This is a genomic window from Psychrobacillus sp. NPDC096426 (assembly GCF_044762745.1).
Classification (GTDB): domain Bacteria; phylum Bacillota; class Bacilli; order Bacillales_A; family Planococcaceae; genus Psychrobacillus.
Window position 1 is genome coordinate 40,237 of the sequence record NZ_JBIWEX010000021.1, and the last position, 20,770, is coordinate 61,006.

The 20,770-nt window shown below is 36.3% G+C and carries 18 protein-coding genes; 6 read left to right on the top strand and 12 right to left on the bottom strand.

Annotated elements, in window-relative coordinates; genetic code table 11:
- The first annotated feature begins 243 nt into the window (after window positions 1–243).
- Window positions 244–1,146, top strand: a complete 903-nt coding sequence (locus ACIQYS_RS16630) for a glycerophosphodiester phosphodiesterase family protein (RefSeq protein ID WP_402982321.1) — start codon at window positions 244–246, stop codon at window positions 1,144–1,146.
- A 41-nt stretch (window positions 1,147–1,187) separates the two neighbouring features.
- Here the strand turns inward: ACIQYS_RS16630 and ACIQYS_RS16635 are convergent, their stop codons facing one another.
- Window positions 1,188–1,637: a YlbF/YmcA family competence regulator gene (locus ACIQYS_RS16635; RefSeq protein WP_402982324.1), complete on the bottom strand. Its 450-nt coding sequence runs from the start codon at window positions 1,635–1,637 to the stop codon at window positions 1,188–1,190.
- Window positions 1,638–1,721: 84 nt separating this feature from the next.
- Here ACIQYS_RS16635 and ACIQYS_RS16640 point away from each other — a divergent pair, with 84 nt between their 5' ends.
- On the top strand, window positions 1,722–2,219 hold the full coding sequence (locus tag ACIQYS_RS16640; protein WP_402982326.1) for a PaaI family thioesterase: 498 nt from the start codon (window positions 1,722–1,724) through the stop codon (window positions 2,217–2,219).
- Here the strand turns inward: ACIQYS_RS16640 and ACIQYS_RS16645 are convergent.
- A complete protein-coding gene (locus tag ACIQYS_RS16645; protein ID WP_402982329.1) occupies window positions 2,168–3,562 on the bottom strand; it encodes a UDP-N-acetylmuramoyl-L-alanyl-D-glutamate--2,6-diaminopimelate ligase in 1,395 nt (464 codons plus the stop codon). The genes ACIQYS_RS16640 and ACIQYS_RS16645 overlap by 52 nt on opposite strands.
- Before the next feature lie 174 nt (window positions 3,563–3,736).
- Here ACIQYS_RS16645 and ACIQYS_RS16650 point away from each other — a divergent pair, with 174 nt between their 5' ends.
- Window positions 3,737–4,468: an amino acid kinase family protein gene (locus ACIQYS_RS16650; RefSeq protein WP_402982331.1), complete on the top strand. Its 732-nt coding sequence runs from the start codon at window positions 3,737–3,739 to the stop codon at window positions 4,466–4,468.
- Window positions 4,469–4,474: 6 nt separating this feature from the next.
- Here ACIQYS_RS16650 and ACIQYS_RS16655 read toward each other — a convergent pair whose 3' ends face one another.
- Window positions 4,475–5,545: a CAP domain-containing protein gene (locus ACIQYS_RS16655; RefSeq protein WP_402982333.1), complete on the bottom strand. Its 1,071-nt coding sequence runs from the start codon at window positions 5,543–5,545 to the stop codon at window positions 4,475–4,477.
- Window positions 5,546–5,697: 152 nt separating this feature from the next.
- Between ACIQYS_RS16655 and ACIQYS_RS16660 the strand changes: the two genes are divergently transcribed.
- Together ACIQYS_RS16660 and ytvI are read left to right on the top strand one after the other, a co-directional pair.
- A complete protein-coding gene (locus ACIQYS_RS16660) occupies window positions 5,698–6,063 on the top strand; it encodes a YugN family protein (RefSeq protein ID WP_402982335.1) in 366 nt (121 codons plus the stop codon).
- Window positions 6,064–6,177: 114 nt separating this feature from the next.
- Complete coding sequence (gene ytvI / locus ACIQYS_RS16665; protein ID WP_402982337.1) at window positions 6,178–7,239, top strand: sporulation integral membrane protein YtvI; 1,062 nt, start codon at window positions 6,178–6,180, stop codon at window positions 7,237–7,239.
- 40 nt (window positions 7,240–7,279) lie between these two features.
- Here the strand turns inward: ytvI and ACIQYS_RS16670 are convergent, their stop codons facing one another.
- The 7 genes from ACIQYS_RS16670 to cyoE all read right to left on the bottom strand — a co-directional run bounded on the left by ACIQYS_RS16670 (window position 7,280) and on the right by cyoE (window position 14,598).
- A complete protein-coding gene (locus ACIQYS_RS16670; RefSeq protein WP_402982338.1) occupies window positions 7,280–7,741 on the bottom strand; it encodes a DUF420 domain-containing protein in 462 nt (153 codons plus the stop codon).
- Between the two features lie 21 nt (window positions 7,742–7,762).
- A complete protein-coding gene (gene ctaG / locus ACIQYS_RS16675) occupies window positions 7,763–8,686 on the bottom strand; it encodes a cytochrome c oxidase assembly factor CtaG (RefSeq protein ID WP_402982339.1) in 924 nt (307 codons plus the stop codon).
- A gap of 941 nt (window positions 8,687–9,627) precedes the next feature.
- On the bottom strand, window positions 9,628–9,963 hold the full coding sequence (locus ACIQYS_RS16680) for a cytochrome C oxidase subunit IV family protein (RefSeq protein ID WP_402982341.1): 336 nt from the start codon (window positions 9,961–9,963) through the stop codon (window positions 9,628–9,630).
- 1 nt (window position 9,964) lies between these two features.
- The gene (locus ACIQYS_RS16685; protein ID WP_402982343.1) at window positions 9,965–10,591 is read right to left on the bottom strand and encodes a cytochrome (ubi)quinol oxidase subunit III; all 627 of its coding nucleotides are present in this window, start codon (window positions 10,589–10,591) and stop codon (window positions 9,965–9,967) included.
- 2 nt (window positions 10,592–10,593) lie between these two features.
- Window positions 10,594–12,456, bottom strand: coding sequence for a cytochrome c oxidase subunit I (locus ACIQYS_RS16690; protein ID WP_402982345.1), 1,863 nt, complete (start codon window positions 12,454–12,456; stop codon window positions 10,594–10,596).
- A 33-nt stretch (window positions 12,457–12,489) separates the two neighbouring features.
- Complete coding sequence (gene coxB, locus ACIQYS_RS16695; RefSeq protein ID WP_402982404.1) at window positions 12,490–13,572, bottom strand: cytochrome c oxidase subunit II; 1,083 nt, start codon at window positions 13,570–13,572, stop codon at window positions 12,490–12,492.
- Between the two features lie 102 nt (window positions 13,573–13,674).
- Window positions 13,675–14,598 (bottom strand): heme o synthase, encoded by a 924-nt coding sequence (cyoE, locus tag ACIQYS_RS16700; RefSeq protein WP_402982347.1) that lies wholly within the window; start codon window positions 14,596–14,598, stop codon window positions 13,675–13,677.
- A 326-nt stretch (window positions 14,599–14,924) separates the two neighbouring features.
- Between cyoE and ACIQYS_RS16705 the strand changes: the two genes are divergently transcribed.
- Window positions 14,925–15,836, top strand: coding sequence for a COX15/CtaA family protein (locus tag ACIQYS_RS16705; RefSeq protein ID WP_402982349.1), 912 nt, complete (start codon window positions 14,925–14,927; stop codon window positions 15,834–15,836).
- Between the two features lie 283 nt (window positions 15,837–16,119).
- On the opposite strand, the gene pyc is transcribed toward ACIQYS_RS16705, so the two are convergent.
- Both pyc and ACIQYS_RS16715 read right to left on the bottom strand, forming a co-directional pair.
- The gene (gene pyc, locus ACIQYS_RS16710) at window positions 16,120–19,560 is read right to left on the bottom strand and encodes a pyruvate carboxylase (RefSeq protein ID WP_402982351.1); all 3,441 of its coding nucleotides are present in this window, start codon (window positions 19,558–19,560) and stop codon (window positions 16,120–16,122) included.
- 13 nt (window positions 19,561–19,573) lie between these two features.
- Complete coding sequence (locus ACIQYS_RS16715; protein WP_402982353.1) at window positions 19,574–20,740, bottom strand: FtsW/RodA/SpoVE family cell cycle protein; 1,167 nt, start codon at window positions 20,738–20,740, stop codon at window positions 19,574–19,576.
- Window positions 20,741–20,770 lie beyond the last annotated feature (30 nt).

Here is a 20,770-nt window from a genome sequence, read left to right on the forward strand (position 1 = left end):
TTCGCAACGACTGTATGACCTGCTTCGTGCAGGCCTCCGACAGGCAAATGTGAATGGGGAAGGTCTGCAAAGTACGCCACATCCTGTGGCAAAGCAGACATGACCCACATCGTGCGGGCCCAGGAGGCAGCTCCTCAGCCACCACGAGCGCTTTTGTTTGCGACGAGCTGTGCGCAGGAGCAAGGCGCTGAAGCTGGATCGATAAAAAGAAGCCAATGGTTAAAAAGGAGGATAAATCGATTAATGGGTAAAAAAACAAATGTTGCGTTCGCTATAGCCGCCGCTGCAGGAGCAGCTTGGGCTAGTACAAAAGCTATTTCTAAACCACAAAGTCGTACTCCAAAAGAAGCACTTGAATACGAGCAACCAATTATCCTTGCACATCGCGGTGGAGCGCTACTTGCTCCAGAATGTTCGCTTGCCGCTTTTGAAAATGCAGCAAAATTAGGAGTACATGGTTTTGAAATAGATATTCGATTAACGAAAGATGAAGAGATTATTGTTTTTCACGATGAGCACTTAGACAGAGTGACAAATTTAAGTGGTAAAGTTGCAGATTATACATTTGCACAATTGAAAGAAGCAGACCTTGGTTATCATTTTGTTGACTTAGAAGGTTCTCATTCCTATAGAAGTCGCGGTGAACAGATTATCACTTTAGGTGAGCTTCTCGATACATATCCACAAATGCTTATTAATATGGATATTAAAGATGCTCCCCAAACTTATGAAGGTAGTTTAATGCCTTCCAAGCTTTGGAGACTATTAGAAGAAAAACAAGCTTGCAGACGCGTTGTAGTTACTAGTTTTTACGATGAACAAATAGATCGTTTTAATTTGTATGCACAAAATACGGTTGCTTTAGGCGCTGGCGAAAAAGAAGTAAAAAAAGCATATACAGCATATACCAGCCAATTTAAACATTTATATCATCCCAAAGTAGATGTGTTCCAAATTCCGGTGAGATCCAATGTGTTTCCACTTGATAGTGCTGGTTTTATTAAGTTTATTACTTCATTGAATATTCCTGTTCATTATTGGACTATTGATGATCCAGTAGTGATGAAGAAGTTGATTCAAAACGGAGCAAAAGGAATCATAACCGATCGACCCGACCTAGCAATCGAAGCATTAAAATTAGACTAAAAAGGATGTGTGCAATTAAATGCACACATCCTTCGTATTTCTTATGCAGAACAAGAACAAGCCCCGCCAGAACCGCAGCCGCTCCCACAACTAGAGCCGCTAGATGCAAAAAACGGGTTGCTCACAGGAACTTTCACACCTTCTGAAACGGATTTACCGATTAGCAAGCTCACTTCATCTAAAAGATCTTGCAATTCATTTTCCGCAACCCTTAATGTTGCGATTTCATCTACCATATCCAATTTTCGTTTAGTTACACGAATATCTTTCATAACTTTCGAATAATCAGGATGATATTTTCCGAATCGTTGAACCTCTTCATATTGGTCTTTAAGTTTCGTAAAATGATTAATTTCAAGAACTAGATTCGAATTTGTATATACAGCACGATGTGCATCTAAATAATGATAAAATTGTTCAGAGGAAAGAACCATAGTACATAGCATATCTGATTGGTCCATTATAGTGGCCCATTCATTGGTCATTATCATTTAAAAACCTCCAATCTGTGTATATCATAACAGAAATGGAGAAACAAATGCTAAATTATTAACTTACTGTTAGGAGAAAAAATAATGAATGAATTACAATCTTTACTTCATCAAGTAACAGAAAATGCATCAGAAGCAGAGAGAACCCTTCTAAAAGAATTTCTAATAGGAATCCAAATGAAACAACAACATACTTCTACTACTTATTTAAATGCGGTTCTACAAATGGACATCCAATTTGATCATGATACATGTATCGTCACATTTCCCATTACTCCGCTTTCCTACAATACATTTGATAAACCACACGGGGGAATTATAGCAACACTAATGGATAATGCGATGGGGTACCTTGTAAACAGAGATTTAAAGCCAGAAGGAAAAGGTGCTGTAACTACGAATATGAACATTCATTATGTGAAAGCAGCAACCGAAAAATCATTGATCGCTAAAGCGTCTTACTTACATAAGGGTCGCCAAACATTAGTGTTAGAATGTACAGTCACTCAACCAGACGGCAAAAGGATTGCTCACGCTACCGGATCATTTTTTGTTATTAATCCATCTAATTCTTCTAAATAATTACGTACAACTTGATGATCAGAAAAAGGGACTACAAGACCATCGGCAATTTGTTCTTGCTCATGTCCCTTTCCTGCGATTAATATGACATCTCCTTTTTTGGCAGAGCGCAATGCTAGGACTATCGCTTTTTTACGGTCAGGTTCAATTATTACTTTCTGAAGTTCAACCCCACTTACAATTTCAGCAATAATGTCTTCTGGACGTTCATTTCTTGGATTATCGGAAGTTATAATTGCTTTTGTCGCATATTTTGTCGCAACTTCCCCCATTCCTTTTCTTTTTTGTTTGTCTCGATTGCCTCCGCATCCGAAAACTACATATATGTCCTTTTTTGCATAAGATGAAATAGTAGATAAACAAGCCTCCAATGCGTCAGGAGTATGTGCATAGTCAATTAGCACTTCTACTCCTTTACTATTTTGAATCTGCTCTAACCTTCCTTTAGGCAGCGTAAGAGCTTTTATTTCTTCAACAGGAATATTTAGTGCCGTTAAACTCGCTATTGCTGCTGCTATATTCATTCCATTATAATAACCACTATTTTTCATACTCAATTGCACTTCTTTATCTCTAACGAAAAATTTATAATGGACAATTTCGGTTGAGTAGTCGACTGTTTGATAAATAACATCATTCGTATATTGTTCTCCGAAACGAATAACCGGTAGTTCTGTCTTTTCTGCAATGGATTTACACCACTCATCGTCATCATTAACGACTAATTGTTTGGAAAGCGTAGCAAGTAGCTCTTTTGACTTCTTATAAGGCACCATTCCACCGTGGAATTCTAGGTGATCCTTACCTATATTCAAAAATACTCCTAAATCAATAGGATACACACCCAATCGATTGTCCAATAATCCTTGAGAAGAGGCTTCTAATACAATGTATTCCACTTTATGTTCGTAACAGTATTTTACTACTTGTAGAAAATCATAGAATGGCAATGTTGTATTACTTCTAAATGAATAATCTAATTTTTGGCCATTTATAAAAACACCTAGTGTACCAATGACACAAACAGTTTTTTGTTGTTGCATTAATAATTGTCCTATAAATGATGCAACCGTGGTTTTCCCATTTGTTCCAGTGATCCCAATTGTTTTTATTTGCTTCCCATACATTTCATACGTCATTCGGGAAATTTTCTCTTTTAACAGATGCATATCAGTCGGTAATATAACCTGTGGTACGCTACAGTCATGGATGAAATATTCGGTGAGTATTGCTTGTGCACCGTTTTGTATCGCTTCTTCTATAAATACTCGATTACCTGTTTCAGAAACGAATACATCTCCTTCTTTTATTTGCTTTGAGTGATCAATAAATCTGTTTATCATAAAATCCTTCAAGTCACCTTTAATCTTAAAGTCTAAACAATCCAATAGCTCTTTTAAAGAAAAAATAGTAACACACTCCCTACACCATTCTTGTGAGTTTGCATAAAGTAAATTGAATTCCTTGTATCGTATGAACGGAGTGTTTAAAATGTCACGAGTAGAGTGGTTGAAAATATGATTGTGCAAAAATTTGGTGGAATTGCAATGCAGGATTATCAGCACAGAAAATTGGTAATAGCAAGGATTAAAAAAGCAATTAGTATACATCAACAAGTATTGGTAGTTGTATCAGCAATGGGAAGAAGCGGTCAACACTATGCAACGGATACATTATTAGATTTAATACCAAGCTCTGTTAGTAGTGTTGAAACAGATTTACTTTCGGCCTGTGGTGAACTCATATCTGCATCTGTACTTTGTGCAGAGTTAAAAAAAGCAGGGGTTTTGGCAACTCTTTTATATGGGAGAAGTGCGGGAATTATTACAAATGATTCATACGGAGATGCTCAAATAGAGAAAGTAGATACAACATCAATAACAGCCGCCTTCCAACATGTCCATTGTATAGTAGTACCAGGGTTCCAAGGTATTTCAGAAGAAACGCAAACTTTCACGACTCTAGGTAGAGGTGGAAGTGATTTAACTGCAGTCGTTTATGGGCATTATTTAAATGCAGATGTCGTGGAATTTTATAAAAATGTTCCAGGTGTTATGACTTCTGATCCTTTTAGAAATAAAAACGTTGAATTGATTTCTTCCATGACTTATGAAGAACTACAACATAAAATAAATGGACCAGTAGAAGTCATTCAAACAAGAGCAGCAAGATTTGCCGCTCTCCATCATGTTCCTTTGCATATTCGCTCTCTATATGAAGATAAAGAAGGTACATTTGTTTTTCACTAATCATTGTCACTTTTCTTTAGACGTAGGTTGCTCGATTAAGTTTTGCGTGTAGTAGTTACCATACACTCCTACCCCTGCGTGTGTGTACCATTCACCAAGTAAAGTGGCACGATGATCTTTCGAGTTTAACCAACCAATAACAGCTTCACCTGCATCAAAGTAAAAAGCGGCTGTATTTCCGGCTGCACGTGTAAATTGAATGGATGACTCTTTTAACTGGTCACTAAATTTAGGAATTTCAAATGTCTCATTTATAACAATGTTTTTTTTCGCCATTTCCTCACTATGATTCCTTGCAATTAGTTGTAAAGCATAATCAGACTCCAGCACTTGTAAACCATGTCTGTAACGAATAACGTTTGTTATTTCTACAACTTGTCTTTCATTCGCCCTATCGATCGCTGCTTGCAAGGAAGAAGCTGGAGTTTCCACATCGATCATCGTTCCGTTGTATAAAATATCATATGGTTTTAATTTTAATAACGTTTTTGCATCAGTATATCGAACTGCCTCTAACTGTTGATCATCCATATCAATATATAAAATTGCAAATAGATCATCGAATTGCACTAGAATCCGGGTGTTTATATCTGCCTCTGTCAACGAAAAAGTATACGTATTCGAATCAATAGACATGGTGATTTCTGATTGCACGAGTGTAAATCGATAAATATCTGTTAGCGTTTGTCCTATTTTATAGGGAGTGACATCTATATCGTTTCCGATGGCAAACGCTTGTGTTACGATACCGTCTGATATCCCAAACAATTGATAGGTAGAAAAAGAATCATTGTATACCCACCAATCATAATCAAATCCAGACGGTTCAATTCTATGCGGTTTACCAAACATATCAATGAGCGTTTGTGATGGCTCCCCTATTAAAGTAGATATTCCTTCCCTCGGTCTATCGAAAATGTTAGTAGGTTCTGAAACTTCTACTAATTGTTGTGGTATTAATTGACCAGAGTTATTAGACCCCATTATAAGCTCATTTTCCTGAACAGGATTATCAAAATATATAAATACTACCAGTACAATAGTAACGATCATTAATATCCGAAATAGATTTTTCATCTTATTTTTCTCCTTAACGATTACTTCGTTTTCACTAGTATATCAAGCATACATGGAAAGACACAATGTTGCCATTGCAACATTTTCAAATTTGAATTAATATTAATGAGAACATATTCTTTGGTAATTCGAACGTGAAGGAGGACAATTCAATGTATTTCGAAAACACAGGTATAGAAAATACTGTCATTGATCTAAATTTATTAGATGATCTTATGAAAAAAAACGGATTAATTCGAGCAGGTCAATGGGATTATGAACGTGTAACTTATGACAAAAAATATGAAATAAAAGAAGGTACATTCTATCTTCGAGTATTCGGTTTTACAAAAGACGGAGATGTTGGTGCTCATGAAGCAAACATCACCTTATTAAAACCTGTAGTCGGCAAACATTATTATCCGCATGGTGTAGAATATGGAGAGAATGAAGTTTTTCCAAATCACTTACTTAAATCATGTGAACAAGTATTAGCCGCTCTAAAAAAAGACTTAAGCGCATTTGAAATACAAGCATAATAAGAGTTGTAAAAAAAACGCTAGAGAATAATTTCTCTAGCGTTTTTTATTTGTTCAAATTTTGCTATGTTGTCTATACTAGTTGGGAAGCTGAAGAAAGGAGTTTAGCCTATCGTGTTAAAACGTTTTAAAAAAGAATATGTGAAGTATATTATTGCAGGTATCTTCCTTTTATTAATTGCTATCTTTATAATTCCAGTATCTCTCCCAATCATTTTAGCTTTAGTTACTGCAATCATCATCGAACCTCTTGTCAAGTTCACCCAAAGAACATTTAAATGGAATCGAAAAATAGCGGTTACGACTAATTTCTTATTCTTTATCATTATTATTTCAGCCATTCTATATTTAGTTATAACGAAACTAATAAGTCAACTCATTTATACTTCCAAAGTAGCTCCTTTTCATTTAAATAACTTAACTGGAGTATGGATCAACATACAAAATAACTTGTTTAAATATACGGCAGGTCTGCCAAAAGAGGTAGTAGAGTCTATACAAGATAAATTCGATTCTACCTTGATGAGCATGAAAGATGCTTTACTCGATTTGCTAAGCTACTCGAATATAACCGCACTACTCACTAATATCCCAAATTTTTTAATCAGTTTTATCGTATTTATGATAGCTCTCTTCTTATTTATGCTTGATCTAAATAGGCTACGTATTAAATTCTTTCATTATTTATCCGATGATACTGCAGAGAAAGTTCGTGTGATGAGTACTAGTGTTAAAAAAGTAACTATTGGCTTTATGAAAGCTCAAATTTTAGCAAGCCTCATTATTTTAGGGGGTTCATTCCTCGGGTTATTATTTATACTTACGCCAAAATATGCAATTATTATTGCATTTGTTATATGGATTATCGATATTATCCCAATTCTAGATTCGATCATTATTTTTGCACCATGGGCCATTTATGAATATATTACAGGGGATATCGTGTTAGGTACTAAACTTATGATTTTAGCTATTATTCTCTTAGTAATACGGAGAGCCGTCGAGACTAAACTAATGGGTACCCAAATGGGGATATCTCCCTTGGCAATATTGATCGCCATGTTCATCGGTGCTAAACTATTCGGTTTTCTAGGGTTTTTAATAGGACCGCTCGTCGTCATTCTTTTTATAACTGCAAAAGAATCTGGAATGATAAAACTAAACTTTAAACTATAATAAAAACCAACACATTTGAGTGTGTTGGTTTTTGTTATACTTATCCACCGATTATCGCTTTAATGACAGAAGTTGTATCTCCACCATGATAAAATACATATAATAATAGATACACCGCTACTCCTGTGATTGCAACGAAAAACCAAATGATACTTGTAATCGGACCAATTTTACGATGCTTTGTAATATTATTCTTGAATCCTAATACTATCGTCACGATTCCAAATACAGCACCAGTAGTTGCTAATACGATATGGAAGACTAAAAATATTGTATAGTAAATTTTAATATTATCCGGTCCACCAAATGCAGTATTTCCAATAAAAATCGTTCGAGAAGCATATATAATGAAAAATATTAAAGCAGAAATGGCTGCAGCAATCATTGTTTTCTTATGTGCCTCTATTTTTCGTTGCTTTATTAATACCCATCCAATAGCAACTAATATTGCACTTAATACGATGAAAAAGGTACTAATCGTCGGTAATACAGGTAAACTCATCATCATTTCTCCTTGAATACATTAAAATTTGTTATTGTACGTTGCTTGTAACTTTAAATCATCCAACGCTTTCTGTGTGATTTCATCAGCTGTTTCTTGTTCATTTTTAAACCATTTAAAAAATATCGACGCCAATACTACAGCGTATATAAGTTCTTGGATAATCTTCATCAATATCCCACCAAGTTGCTGATCTGCTTCCGGTGACATATTGGAGAATAGTTCAGGGCCTGATAGTGAGAGACCAGATAATGTACTCGATGGTACACATAGTTCCATTGCTTTAAGCCATGCATCACCGTCTGTGTATGTTACATAATTTGCTGTTCCTGAGAAAATGATCAGCGCACAAGCAGGTGTTATTAATACTGCACTTCCTATAATAAAACCAATTTTCTTTAAACCGTGTAGCCCTTTCTCTCCTTTAATAATATCTACAATTGTCCACCACATAAAGATTGCGGAAATAAATAAAATAAATGTATATGTACCATGCAATACTTCATTCATTTTAATATAGTCTAGTATTAAGGGAATATGGTACAGAGAAAATAAACCAGAAAATACAATTAATGATAACAATGGTTTTGTTAAGATAGGAAAGATTTTACGAACGACAGGTAATTCAATGACAACTTTCCATACCCACCATGGAATCCCTTTCATTAATAACGGTGGTATTAGCAATAGTAATATTGCCATTTGTGTCATATGGAAAGAGAACATGATGTGAGCCATCAAATCAACTGGCGATCCTTTAACGATATATATTAGGACAATACTCGTCAAAAAATAGGCAATTTCTTTTTTTGTTAAAGGCTCCGATATTTTAAAATCTTTTCGCCATTTCACTGTTATTAAAAAATATAAAATTGTTATAAACACTAATAATCCGATTAATACAGGGCTCCAATTGGCTTGAAAACCAAATATACTTAAAGGCATATACCTCTCTCCTTTATTTTTACTACTAATTCCATTATAGAGCCCAACTTCAATAACTTCAATGAACGAACTATGACAAATGAACAAAAGCACAATATAGGAATAATGCGTCTTAGCAAGTTGAAAAAAATGTCCGCCATGATTTTCGCTACAGGGCGGACGCTTTCCGTGGGGTGAGCGATGAACCTTCACCGACGCTACGCGTGCGCTGTGAAGTTTCATCTGCCTCACTTCATCCCACTGGAGTCGCCGCCCTTCCGCTAAAATCAAAGGAACTTGCTGACTAATTAGTTTCTTGCTTAATAAACCAAAAGTTTTACTTGAATCGAAGAGGAAAATCTTATTAGTAAGTATCTTTGAAAATTATCCAGTAAGTGGATAGGAGCAACAAACTGGTCATTGAAAGCAACTAGTTCTATAAGAGAAGCAACCAATTTAGGTATGGAAGCAATTATTTCCCATATGAAAGAGTTTACTTAATAGGAGACAACCATTAATATTACGAAAATATATATTATTTGTTAATTCATAACATAGTGAAGCTCATGTTCACTGTTTAATAACCAATTTTTTCATATAGTGATAGCTGCCACTTTTGCCTTCGTGCAGCGGTTCTAATATTTCTTTTCGTTTTGTTTGTTAAACGCTAATTAGCTAGCATATTTCGTTGATTGCAGCGGAAGGCGGCGACTCCTGCCGGATGAGTGAGCAAATGAGACATCACAACGTACGCGCAAGCGGCGGTGATGCCTCATCGCTCACCCGGCGGAAAGCGTCCGACTGCAGCGAAAATCGCAGCGTTCACCTGATAAAGCTATTTAAGACGCATTATTCCTAAAAAGTAAAATGCCTTATATTGTTTGAAAAAGTTATCCATTTTTATTAGATACAAAAAAAAGCCGAGACTAAGATTTTTCTTAGTCTCGACTTGTTTGATTGAATTATCCCCACCAGATGATCGTTAAAAACGTAAGGACGAAGATAAATGCTAGGAATGCTCCAAAAAATAAGAAGAACATCGCAACATTATGATTTTTTTCACTCATATGCATGAAGTAAAAAAGTTGTAATATTACTTGAACTACCGCAAGCAATAAAATTACAGGTGCTATTAAGTATTTAGAGAAACCAGCAGCAACAGTTGTAAACGCAATTAGTGTAAAGAAAATCATAATTGCAAAAGTTGTTATTTGGCCACGCATATCTTGCTTTCTCTTCTGCTTAATATAATTAAATTCAGCGTCTGATTTAACATAAACTTGAGCGTCGTGAGACATATTAACCAACAACTCCCATCAAGTATACTACTGTAAAGATAAATACCCACACAACGTCGATGAAATGCCAGTATAGAGAAGCAGTATAGTATTTTGGTGCATTATATAAACTAAATCCACGTTTCGCATTACGAATAATCAATAATGTGATCCATCCTAAACCTGCTACTACGTGAAGACCATGTGTTCCAACTAACGTAAAGAAAGCGGACGAAAACGCACTTTGACTATAATTAAATCCTAAATGTACGTAGTGGTTAAACTCGTAAATTTCCAAACATAAGAATGCAAAACCAAGAGCAACTGTAATTCCTAACCAAATTTGCATTCCTTTAAAGTTATGGTTTTTCATATGATACATTGCATAAACACTTGTTAATGAAGAAGTAAGAAGTATCATCGTCATAACAAATACAAGTGGTAATTCGAACAATGTTTGAGTAGAAAACTCCATACCACTTGGTCCTTTATTTTTAAGTGCTAAATAAGTAGCAAATAAACTCGCAAATAGTACAGTTTCTCCACCAAGAAACAGCCAGAAACCTAAAAACTTATTTTTACCTTCTGCTGTTACTTGTTCTGGGTGATCTGGCCAAGTTTGTGGGGTGTACTTTTTATTTAAGTCCATTTTTATTTACCCCCTTTTTCATTCATCAAATCTTCTTTATGAATATGGAAACCATGATCATCTTTCAATGAACGAACAGCCATTGAACCAAAAGTAATAGCAAGACCAAGAACTAATACCGGAACTGACCACTCTTTTTCACCATGGTAAAGTGCTCCGAAACCAGCGATAAATAATCCAATTGTCATCACTAAAGGAATTATTGAGTTGTTTGGCATATGGATATCAGAAAGTGGTTCTGCATATGTCATCCCTTCTTTATTTCCTTCTTGTTTTTCGATCCAGAATGTGTCAAGTCCACGAACAAGTGGAGTTTGTCTAAAGTTATAGAATGGCACCGGTTGTGGAATAGCCCATTCTAACGTACGTCCATCTTCCCAAGGGTCATTTCCAACTGGTACGTTTTTAACAACAGTAGTAATAATGTTAACGACAAGTATAATAACACCAATTGCCATGAAAGCTGCACCGACAGAACTGATTAAGTTGAATAAATCCCATCCTTGATCTGCTCTGAACGTGAATACACGACGTGGCATACCCATTAGCCCTAAGAAATGTTGGATAAAGAATGTTAAATGGAAGCCAATAAAGAAGAACCAGAACGTCCATTTACCTAATCTTTCACTTAACATTTGGTTAAACATTAACGGCCAATATAAATGTACAGCTGCTAGTATTGCAAGCACTACCCCACCTACGATTACATAGTGGAAATGGGCCACGATAAAGTATGAATCATGTAATTGGTAGTCTAGTGGTGCAGCAGCCTGCATTACACCAGTTACACCGCCAGCTACGAACGAAGGAATGAACCCTAAAGCATACAACATCGGAGTTGTAACTTTAATACTTCCTCCCCAAATTGTAAGCAACCAGTTAAAGATTTTCATACCGGTAGGAACAGCGATAGCCATTGTAGCAACTGCGAAAATAGCGTTTGCTGTAGGTCCTAAACCAACTGTAAACATATGGTGAGCCCAAACCATGAATCCTAAGAAACCGATTAATACAGTCGCAAATACCATAGATGAGTAACCAAATAGACGTTTACGAGCAAAAATAGCAAAAATCTCAGAGAAAATACCGAAAGCAGGTAATATTAGAATATATACTTCAGGATGTCCGAAAATCCAGAATAAATGCTCCCAAATAATTGTATTACCACCCATTGTATGATCAAAGAAGTTTCCTCCGAACATACGGTCAAGAATTAAAAAGAAGATGCCGACTGTAAGTGGTGGGAAAGCAAATAATATTAATGCACTTGCAACAAACGTAGTCCAAGTCATTAATGGCATACGCATATATGTCATTCCTGGTGCACGCATATTAATAATCGTTACAAGGAAGTTAATACCAGCAATATAAGTACCAGCACCCGCTATTTGAAGTCCTATTGCATAAAAGTCAATACCATGACCAGGTGATGCTAACGATAACGAAGCATAAGAAGTCCACCCTGCGTCAGGTGCTCCCCCCATAAACCAAGAAAGGTTAAGGAAAATACCACCAAATAAGAATAACCAAAAACCAAGTGAATTTAAAAATGGAAACGCAACGTCACGTGCACCAATTTGTAGTGGCATAACAGCGTTCATAAATGCAAATAATAAAGGCATGGCTGCAAGGAAAATCATAGTTGTTCCGTGCATTGTAATAATTTCATTAAACAGACCTGCACTAACAAAGTCGTTATCTGGCTTCGCTAATTGAATACGAATTAGCATTGCCTCAATACCACCGATTACGAAAAATAATCCACCAGCAATGAGGTACATGATAGCGATTTTTTTATGGTCGACTGTTGTTAAATAGTCCCATAGAGTTGCGCCAAAGCCCTTTTTTTGTGCGATAGAACTCACAACTTTAACCTCCCTCATAATTATCTATCGAAATTATTTTTCAATAGATAGTCCCATTAAATATTCTGCAAGAGCATCTAATTGCTCTTCGCTAAATTTTTCGCCATTGTTAAGTTTTTCCGGCTGAGGCATTAAGTTACCTGGTTTATAGCTTTGTGGATCATTAATCCAATTTTTTAGATTTTCTTTTGTATGATCCATAAATCCTGCTACACGATTACGGTCTCCAAATGCTGCTAAGTTAGGACCAACACCACCAGTAGATCCAGCAGCAGAAGTTGCATGACATGCGATACAGCTTGTATTAAAAATTTCTTCCCCTTGAGTAGCAAGTTGACCATCAGCAACAGCTTCAGTTGTTTTCGCTGATTCTACCCAAGCATTAAAGTCGTCACGATTTAATGTTTTTACTTTGAAATCCATTAAAGCATGTGATGGGCCACAAAGCTCCGCACATTTCCCGTAAAATACGCCATCTTTTAATCCAGCAGATTCATTATCGAATTCTAAATAGAATTGGTTGACGTTTTCTACGTTTGTATCCATTTTACCACCAGCTGCTGGGATCCAGAATGAGTGTTTAACATCAGCTGCCTTTAAGTTAAAGTAAACTTTTTCCCCTGTAGGAACTACAAGTTCTTGTGCAGTGACAACTCCTAAATCAGGATATTCAAACTCCCACCAATATAGTTTTGCAGTTACATTAACTGTAACAGCTGTCTTGTTTCCTTCTGCATCCACATGATCCATTGCTGATACATCAGCGTGTTTGTACGTATAGATAACCGTTGGAATAGCAAGTACGATTAAAAGAAGAATTGGAATAACTGTCCAAACAACTTCCAGTGTATGACTTCCTTCTACTTGTTCAGGAATTACGTTTTCTCCAACTTTTTTACGTCGGAATTTCACTAATGCTAGTACATAAATAATTACTACTACGATAATAACTAGCGTCATAATTGCTGAAGAAAGTAGTAATAAATTAAATTGATCTCTTCCGACTTGTCCGGCAGGTGTAAGCGTTGATAAATATTCCTCGCCACATCCTGATAAGAAAATCGTTAGAGCTGCTAGTAGTGAGAAAAGTTGCCATTTTTTAAGCCCTTTCATCATAGCTAAATCAAACCCCTCTTTCATAGTTGTATTCATGTTCATTTGGACGGTCGTTCTGTTTTATATGAATTCTTGTTGACTTAAAAGAAAGAATTCCAATAGTTAAATAAAGATGGAAAATATAATCATGGATACGAATAGGATTGTCATATAGTTTAATGAATAGACAAACATACGAGTGGCCCATTTAATATCGTCTTTCACTCGAAATCCTTTAATAGATAGCAATAACCAACCAATATTAAGCAATGTCGCTAAAATAACGAAAGCAATTCCGAGATCCATCAATAAAAAGGGTAATGGGAACAAAAGTAATATCCATAAAAGCATAGATACCTTTGTACGTTTGAAACCCTTTACAACAGGTAACATCGGAATGTTAGCTGCCCGATATTCTTCGGTTCGCTTCATTGCAAGCGCATAAAAATGCGGTGGTTGCCAAGCAAACATTATTAGGAATAATGCAATTGCCCCAAAGCTTAACCCTGGTTCTACTGCCGCCCATCCGATTACTGGAGGTATAGCACCTGAAATACTACCTACTACCGTATTACTAACATGTTTTCTTTTTGACCACATAGAGTATAAAACAACGTAACTAATGATACCCGCCAGTCCCCAAACTCCCGCAGAAGTTGAAGCCATGAATAACAAGATTTCACCTACAATTAAAAATGAGAAGGAAGTTATCAGCACGGCTGATGGTGTGAATCTTCCAGTAACAGTAGGTCTACTTTTCTTACTTTTCATGACAGGGTCAATATCACGATCGATATAGTTATTCATCGCTGCAGATCCCGCAATTATAAGTGCTGCACCAAAAAGCGTATAAAATAACAAATCTAACTCATGTAGAAAGTTTCGGTTAGTAATTTGAAAAGCTAGCCATAATCCAGTAAATGTCGTTACTAAATTGGAATTTACAATTCCTATTTTAATAAGTGATAGAAAATCTTTCAAAAATGAACTAGATACTGGTTCTGTTTCAGCTTCGGTAGTAGCGGTTAATGAATGACCATTTGACATGCTGCCCCTCCTTTCAAAGTTGTAAGCATATTCCGCTACCTTTTACTATATCGAAAATTCTTTATAATTTCTATAGTTAATAAAGATTTTCGAATAATAAGTTCTAAAAAAATGTAAATTCAGATAGAACATATCCATAGTAAATCATTTTTTGTCGTTATTTGTGAAGGTTCAGGCACGAATTTATGAACAATTTGTGAAATGCTTTTTTCGTCTCCATGTGTTCGACGTATATACATTGTAATTTTTCTCATGTTTCGATATCATCTACTAGTAGCAGATATCGTCTCTTAATGACGAACAAGATACATAAAGTAGGTGGCAAATTGCACATTCATAAATATTTAAAAGGCCTAGCTATTGCTTCTACAGTTGGCATGCTACTCATCCTGTTAGGAGGAGCACTTGTTACGAAAACAGACAGTGGCATGGGCTGTGGAAGACATTGGCCTGGTTGTAATGGACAACTTATTCCAGATGAAATAACGCCAGAAGTATTAATTGAATTTTCACATCGTTTAGTTACTGGAGCTGTCGGTATTTTTATCGTTGCTTTAGCCATTTGGGCTTGGCGTTCTTTGGGACATGTTCGTGAAACAAAATTCTTATCTTTTATGGCTATCTTTTTCTTAGTATTGCAGGCTCTCATTGGTGCCGCACAAGTAAAATGGGGACAAGGGGATTTTATCCTCGCACTTCATTTTGGTATTTCTCTTATTTCCTTTGCGGCCGTGTTGTTATTAACATTACTAGTTTTTGAAATCGACCGAAAATTTGACACGGATAAAATTAGGATAGGTAAAACGCTAAGGTTTCATACAATTGGTATTACTCTTTATTCGTATGTAGTAATTTATACAGGTGCACTTGTACGACATACGGAGTCCAGCTTAGTGTGCAGGGATTGGCCATTGTGTCGAAATAACGAATTCTCTCTACCAACGAACTTATATGAGTGGGTCCAAATGGGACACCGTGTAGCAGCAGGATTGATTTTTATTTGGATACTAATCGCCGCTATTCATGTGATTAGAAACTATAAATCTCAACGCACAATTTTCTGGTGTTGGATCATTGCACTTATATTAGTAACATGTCAAGTATTTTCCGGGATGTTCGTTATTCTAACTAAGTTAAACTTGTATATTGCGCTATTGCATTCATTGTTTATCTCATTACTGTTTGGCTTATTATGTTATATGATTCTATTGTTATCGAGAAGTAGAGCGAAAAACTAATTTATTATATACTATGTTCCCTAATCTACATAAGAATAAACAAATAATAGGACGCTTCTTGTTTCAAATTGAACTAGAGGTGTCCTATTTAGTTTGGAATATTGGAATAATGTGCACTAAAAAGCTCGATTAAGTGACCGCTATGATTTCCGCCCTGCAGTGGAAATCATAGCGGAAACCGATTGTTGCGCATTTTTCCTAAAGAGCCTCTTAATAGAATGTCTGCAAAGTTTCATGAATAAGAAAAGGCTGTTTGACAACTAAATGTCAAACAGCCTTTTTACTATTCTTTATCCATCGCGATTAACAAATCACCAGTGGCTATTGCTTCTCCTGCTACCACATAAATTTCTTTAATGACACCATTATATGGGGCTTGTACGGTCGTTTCCATTTTCATTGCTTCTGTAATAAGTAAATGCTGACCTCTATTTACTTTACTCCCTACATCTATGGCAACTTTCAATACAGTTCCCGGCATAGTTGCCCCAATATGATTTTCGTTCGTTACGTCCGCTTTTTGTTTCGCTAAATGACTCACTTCGATATTCATATCTTGAATAATTACTTCGCGTGGCTGTCCATTTAATTCGAAATAGATTACACGGTTACCATCTTGCGTCGGTTCACCGATCGAAACCAATTTAATGATTAACGTTTTCCCAACTTCTATCTCTACTTCGACTTCTTCACCAAGTCGTAACCCGTATAAGAATGTAGGTGTATCTAAAACAGATACATCCCCAAAATTCTTTTCTGTTGCACTATATTCTTCAAATACTTTTGGATATAAAGTATACGCCAAAACCTCTTGACTTGTCACAGGACGCCCTAGTTGATTATACAACAACTCTCTTACTGCTTTAAAATCAACCGGTTCGAGTAATTCTCCAGGACGAACTGTAATAGCTTGACGGTCTTTTAAAATTACTTTTTGAAGTTCTTCTGGGAACCCACCATATGGCTGGCCAATATATCCTTCGAAAAACTCTATTACAGAGTCTGGGAAGTCAATTGTTTTTCCTCTTGTAATTACTGATACTTCATCCAAATTGTTTTGTACCATGAACAACGCCATATCCCCTACTACTTTAGAAGAAGGTGTTACTTTTACAACATCGCCGAATAGTAGGTTCACACGAGAATACATTTCTTTTACTTCTTCCCATCTTTCTCCGAGTCCTACCCCTTTTGCTTGTTGTTGAAGATTACTATACTGACCACCCGGCATTTCATGGACATAGATTTCTGTATGTGGGCTCATCATACCACTTTCAAAATCTTGGTAATATTTACGCACATCTTCCCAGTAATAAGATATCTTTTCAAAAGCATCGACATCCCCAATGACTTCTCGCTTAGATCCTGACATCGCATAGCTTAAACTACTTGCGCTTGGTTGTGATGTTAGGCCAGCCATAGAACCTAATGCTGTATCAACTATATCTACTCCAGCATCTATTGCTCTTGCATACATATAAATACCGTTTCCGCTCGTATCATGGGAATGTAGGTGGATTGGCAAATCGACTGTGCTTTTTAGCTCGCTTATCAAACGATATGCAGCTTCTGGTTTTAGTAAACCAGCCATATCCTTAATCGCTAAAATATGTGCTCCTGCAGCTTCTAACTCTTTTGCCATATCTTTATAGTACTGAACCGTATATTTGGCTCTAGTATCATCTAAAATGTCTCCAGTATAGCAAATAGCTGCTTCTGCGATTTTTCCAGATTGTCTCGTTGCATCAATAGCAACTTCCATTCCTTTTATCCAGTTTAAGCTATCGAATATTCTAAATACATCTATTCCTGCTTCCGCCGATTTTTGTATAAATTCACGAATCACATTATCGGGATAGTTTTTATATCCAACAGCATTTGCTCCTCGGAAAAGCATTTGGAACAATACATTTGGAATCATTTCGCGCATTTTAAGTAATCGATCCCATGGACTTTCTTTTAAGAATCGATATGCAACGTCAAAAGTTGCCCCTCCCCACATTTCAAAGGAGAATAGATCATGCAATCCATGAGCTGATTCTTTTGCTATTCCAAACATATCATGCGAGCGCACACGAGTCGCAAGTAAAGATTGGTGAGCATCTCGGAATGTTGTGTCTGTTAAAAGTACGCCTTGTTGCTCTTTCACCCATTTGATAACCCCTTCAACACCTTGGGAATCTAGTATTTGTTTTGTTCCAGTCGGTGGTGCTTGTGAAATATCAAATTTCGGTTTTTGGGGTAACCCAAATACCGGTTTCGCTTTTTGTTGTACACCAGGGAATCCATTTACCGTGACATTTCCAATATAATTTAATAATTTTGTACCGCGGTCTTTTCGATTCGGAAACAAGAACAATTCAGGAGTTGAATCTATAAAACTTGTATTAAACTTTCCAGAAATAAAACTTGGGTGTTTCACAACTTTTTCCAGGAAAGGAATATTAGTTTTAATACCACGAATTCTAAACTCCTGCAAGTTTCTGTTCATTTTGGCTGCCGCTTCTTTAAAAGACATCCCCCAAGTAGAAACTTTCACTAATAATGAATCATAGTAAGGTGTGATAACAGCCCCTTGGAATCCGTTACCTGCATCTAAACGAACACCAAATCCCCCGCCCGAACGATACACCATTAACTTCCCTGTATCTGGCATGAAATTATTTAATGGATCTTCTGTTGTTACACGTGATTGTATAGCAAACCCAAAAAGAGGAATATTCTCTTGGCTCGGTATCCCCATATCCTCACTCGTTAGCGCTAAACCATCTGCGATCTTAATCTGAGCATGTACAATGTCTACACCCGTGATCATTTCTGTAATCGTATGCTCTACTTGAATGCGCGGGTTTACTTCGATAAAGAAGAATTCATTTTCCGTTACTAAAAACTCTACAGTTCCTGCATTTATGTACGAAACATTTTGCATTAATTGAACAGCAGCCTGGCATATTTTGTTGCGTAATTCAGGAATTAACGAATTAGAAGGTGCAATTTCTACTACTTTTTGATGTCTTCTTTGTATCGAGCAATCACGTTCGTACAGATGAATTAAATTACCGTGTTTGTCACCTAATATTTGCACTTCAATATGCTTCGGTTGAAAAATAAATCGTTCCACGTATACTTCATCAGAACCAAAAGCCGCCTTTGCTTCCGATTTAGCACGCTCGTATGCACTCTCCAAGTCATCTTTCGTTTGAACGACACGCATCCCTCGGCCACCACCGCCTAGAGAAGCTTTAATCATAAGCGGGTAACCATGGATCTCTCCAAATGCCTGTACTTCTTCCAGACTTTCTACAGGTCCATCACTCCCAGGAATAACTGGAATACCCGCTTTTACTGCTTGCTCGCGAGCCTTTACTTTATCTCCAAACATATCCAAATGCTTAGAAGTTGGTCCTATAAATATTATTCCTTCTTCTTCACAGCGCTTCGCGAATTCCAAATTTTCAGACAAAAAACCGTAACCGGGATGAATGGCATCCGCATTACTCTCTTTGGCGATGCGGATAATATCCTCGATGTCTAAGTATGCATCGATTGGTTTCTTGCCTTCTCCAACCAAATAAGATTCATCCGATTTAAAACGGTGAAAAGAACCGCTATCTTCTCTCGAATAAATCGCTACGGTACGCAAATTTAGTTCCGTACACGCTCGGAAGATTCGAATAGCGATTTCCCCTCTATTTGCAACGACGATTTTTTTAATATTCTCCATCCATTGACACCCCTTATTCTTTTGTTTTTTCATATTTAACAAACATAGATACATTCATTAATATTCCAATTGCAGCGGATAAAATAATAATAGAAGTACCTCCGTAACTTATAAAAGGGAGCGGAACCCCAGTAAGTGGAATAATCCCCACCATTCCACCTAAGTTAACGAATGTTTGAAACCCGATAATACTCGCAATACCTGCTGCAATCATACGAGCTTGTGGATCTCGAGTAGATAAGGCAATAGTTATTCCTTTCAATACGATAAAAAATAATCCACATAAGACGATTAATACCCCAATAAGTCCAAGCTCTTCCGCTATAATAGCCATTATAAAATCTGTATGTGGTTCGGGCAAATATCCAAACTTCTGATTGGAATTTCCTAAACCTAATCCCTTTAAACCGCCTGACCCTATAGCAATATATCCATTTACAATTTGATAACCATACTCCTGTTCATAGTCAAAGGGATTGATGAAAGCTTCTAACCGCCCCCGACGACGTTCCGTTATCAAAGTATCTTTCAGTACGTAAATTGCAAATAGTCCCATTGTTATAACTATACCAATTAATCCTACAAATTTGGAAAAAGATTTTAATTTTATTCCACTAGCTGCAATAACTGAAATCGCTACAAAGCTAATAATCATCGTATTCCCGACGTCTGTTTCCATCATGATGAGTACAAAAACAAAAAATAGCACTATTAATGGAGGGCCTACCGATTCATTTAATCTATTCAATGTACCATTTTCATATTTTTTCGTAAATATCCCAGCAAAATATAAAACAATTATTACTTTTGCAATTTCAGAAGGTTGAATATTACCAAAACCTAGATGAATCCAACTTTGAGATCCACTAGCTCCTCCAGTCCCTATAAAATGCACGAGTATTAATAATGCAAACATAATAAAAAGCATCAGTTGCATCATAAAGCGTCTTTTGTAATGTTTATAAGGAAAAAAAGCGGTTAAAAAAAATACCGGTATTGCTAGTGCTAAGTTTATCTTTTGTTTGTCAAAAAAATAATCAGGCTCCCAACCATAGTTAATTACTGCCCACCCCATACTAGCACTATAAATCATCACTAACCCAAAGAAACATAAAGCTAAGTAAACAAAAAATAGCGGGTAATCAAAGTTTTTAAAAAATCGTTTCAAATATGGAATCATGTCAAAACCTCTTTTTCTTCCGTTAGAAAA

Bases quoted from the DNA above. Each gene is read 5' to 3' on its own strand.
- ACIQYS_RS16715 (WP_402982353.1), bottom strand. From the start codon at position 20,740: ATGATTCCATATTTGAAACGATTTTTTAAAAACTTTGATTACCCGCTA.
- coxB (WP_402982404.1), bottom strand. From the start codon at position 13,572: ATGATGAAAGGGCTTAAAAAATGGCAACTTTTCTCACTACTAGCAGCT.
- ACIQYS_RS16635 (WP_402982324.1), bottom strand. From the start codon at position 1,637: ATGATAATGACCAATGAATGGGCCACTATAATGGACCAATCAGATATG.
- ACIQYS_RS16645 (WP_402982329.1), bottom strand. From the start codon at position 3,562: ATGATAAACAGATTTATTGATCACTCAAAGCAAATAAAAGAAGGAGAT.
- ACIQYS_RS16640 (WP_402982326.1), top strand. From the start codon at position 1,722: ATGAATGAATTACAATCTTTACTTCATCAAGTAACAGAAAATGCATCA.
- ACIQYS_RS16685 (WP_402982343.1), bottom strand. From the start codon at position 10,591: ATGGACTTAAATAAAAAGTACACCCCACAAACTTGGCCAGATCACCCA.
- ACIQYS_RS16650 (WP_402982331.1), top strand. From the start codon at position 3,737: ATGATTGTGCAAAAATTTGGTGGAATTGCAATGCAGGATTATCAGCAC.
- ACIQYS_RS16680 (WP_402982341.1), bottom strand. From the start codon at position 9,963: ATGTCTCACGACGCTCAAGTTTATGTTAAATCAGACGCTGAATTTAAT.
- ACIQYS_RS16670 (WP_402982338.1), bottom strand. From the start codon at position 7,741: ATGAGTTTACCTGTATTACCGACGATTAGTACCTTTTTCATCGTATTA.
- ACIQYS_RS16630 (WP_402982321.1), top strand. From the start codon at position 244: ATGGGTAAAAAAACAAATGTTGCGTTCGCTATAGCCGCCGCTGCAGGA.
- cyoE (WP_402982347.1), bottom strand. From the start codon at position 14,598: ATGTCAAATGGTCATTCATTAACCGCTACTACCGAAGCTGAAACAGAA.
- ACIQYS_RS16660 (WP_402982335.1), top strand. From the start codon at position 5,698: ATGTATTTCGAAAACACAGGTATAGAAAATACTGTCATTGATCTAAAT.
- pyc (WP_402982351.1), bottom strand. From the start codon at position 19,560: ATGGAGAATATTAAAAAAATCGTCGTTGCAAATAGAGGGGAAATCGCT.
- ACIQYS_RS16655 (WP_402982333.1), bottom strand. From the start codon at position 5,545: ATGAAAAATCTATTTCGGATATTAATGATCGTTACTATTGTACTGGTA.
- ctaG (WP_402982339.1), bottom strand. From the start codon at position 8,686: ATGCCTTTAAGTATATTTGGTTTTCAAGCCAATTGGAGCCCTGTATTA.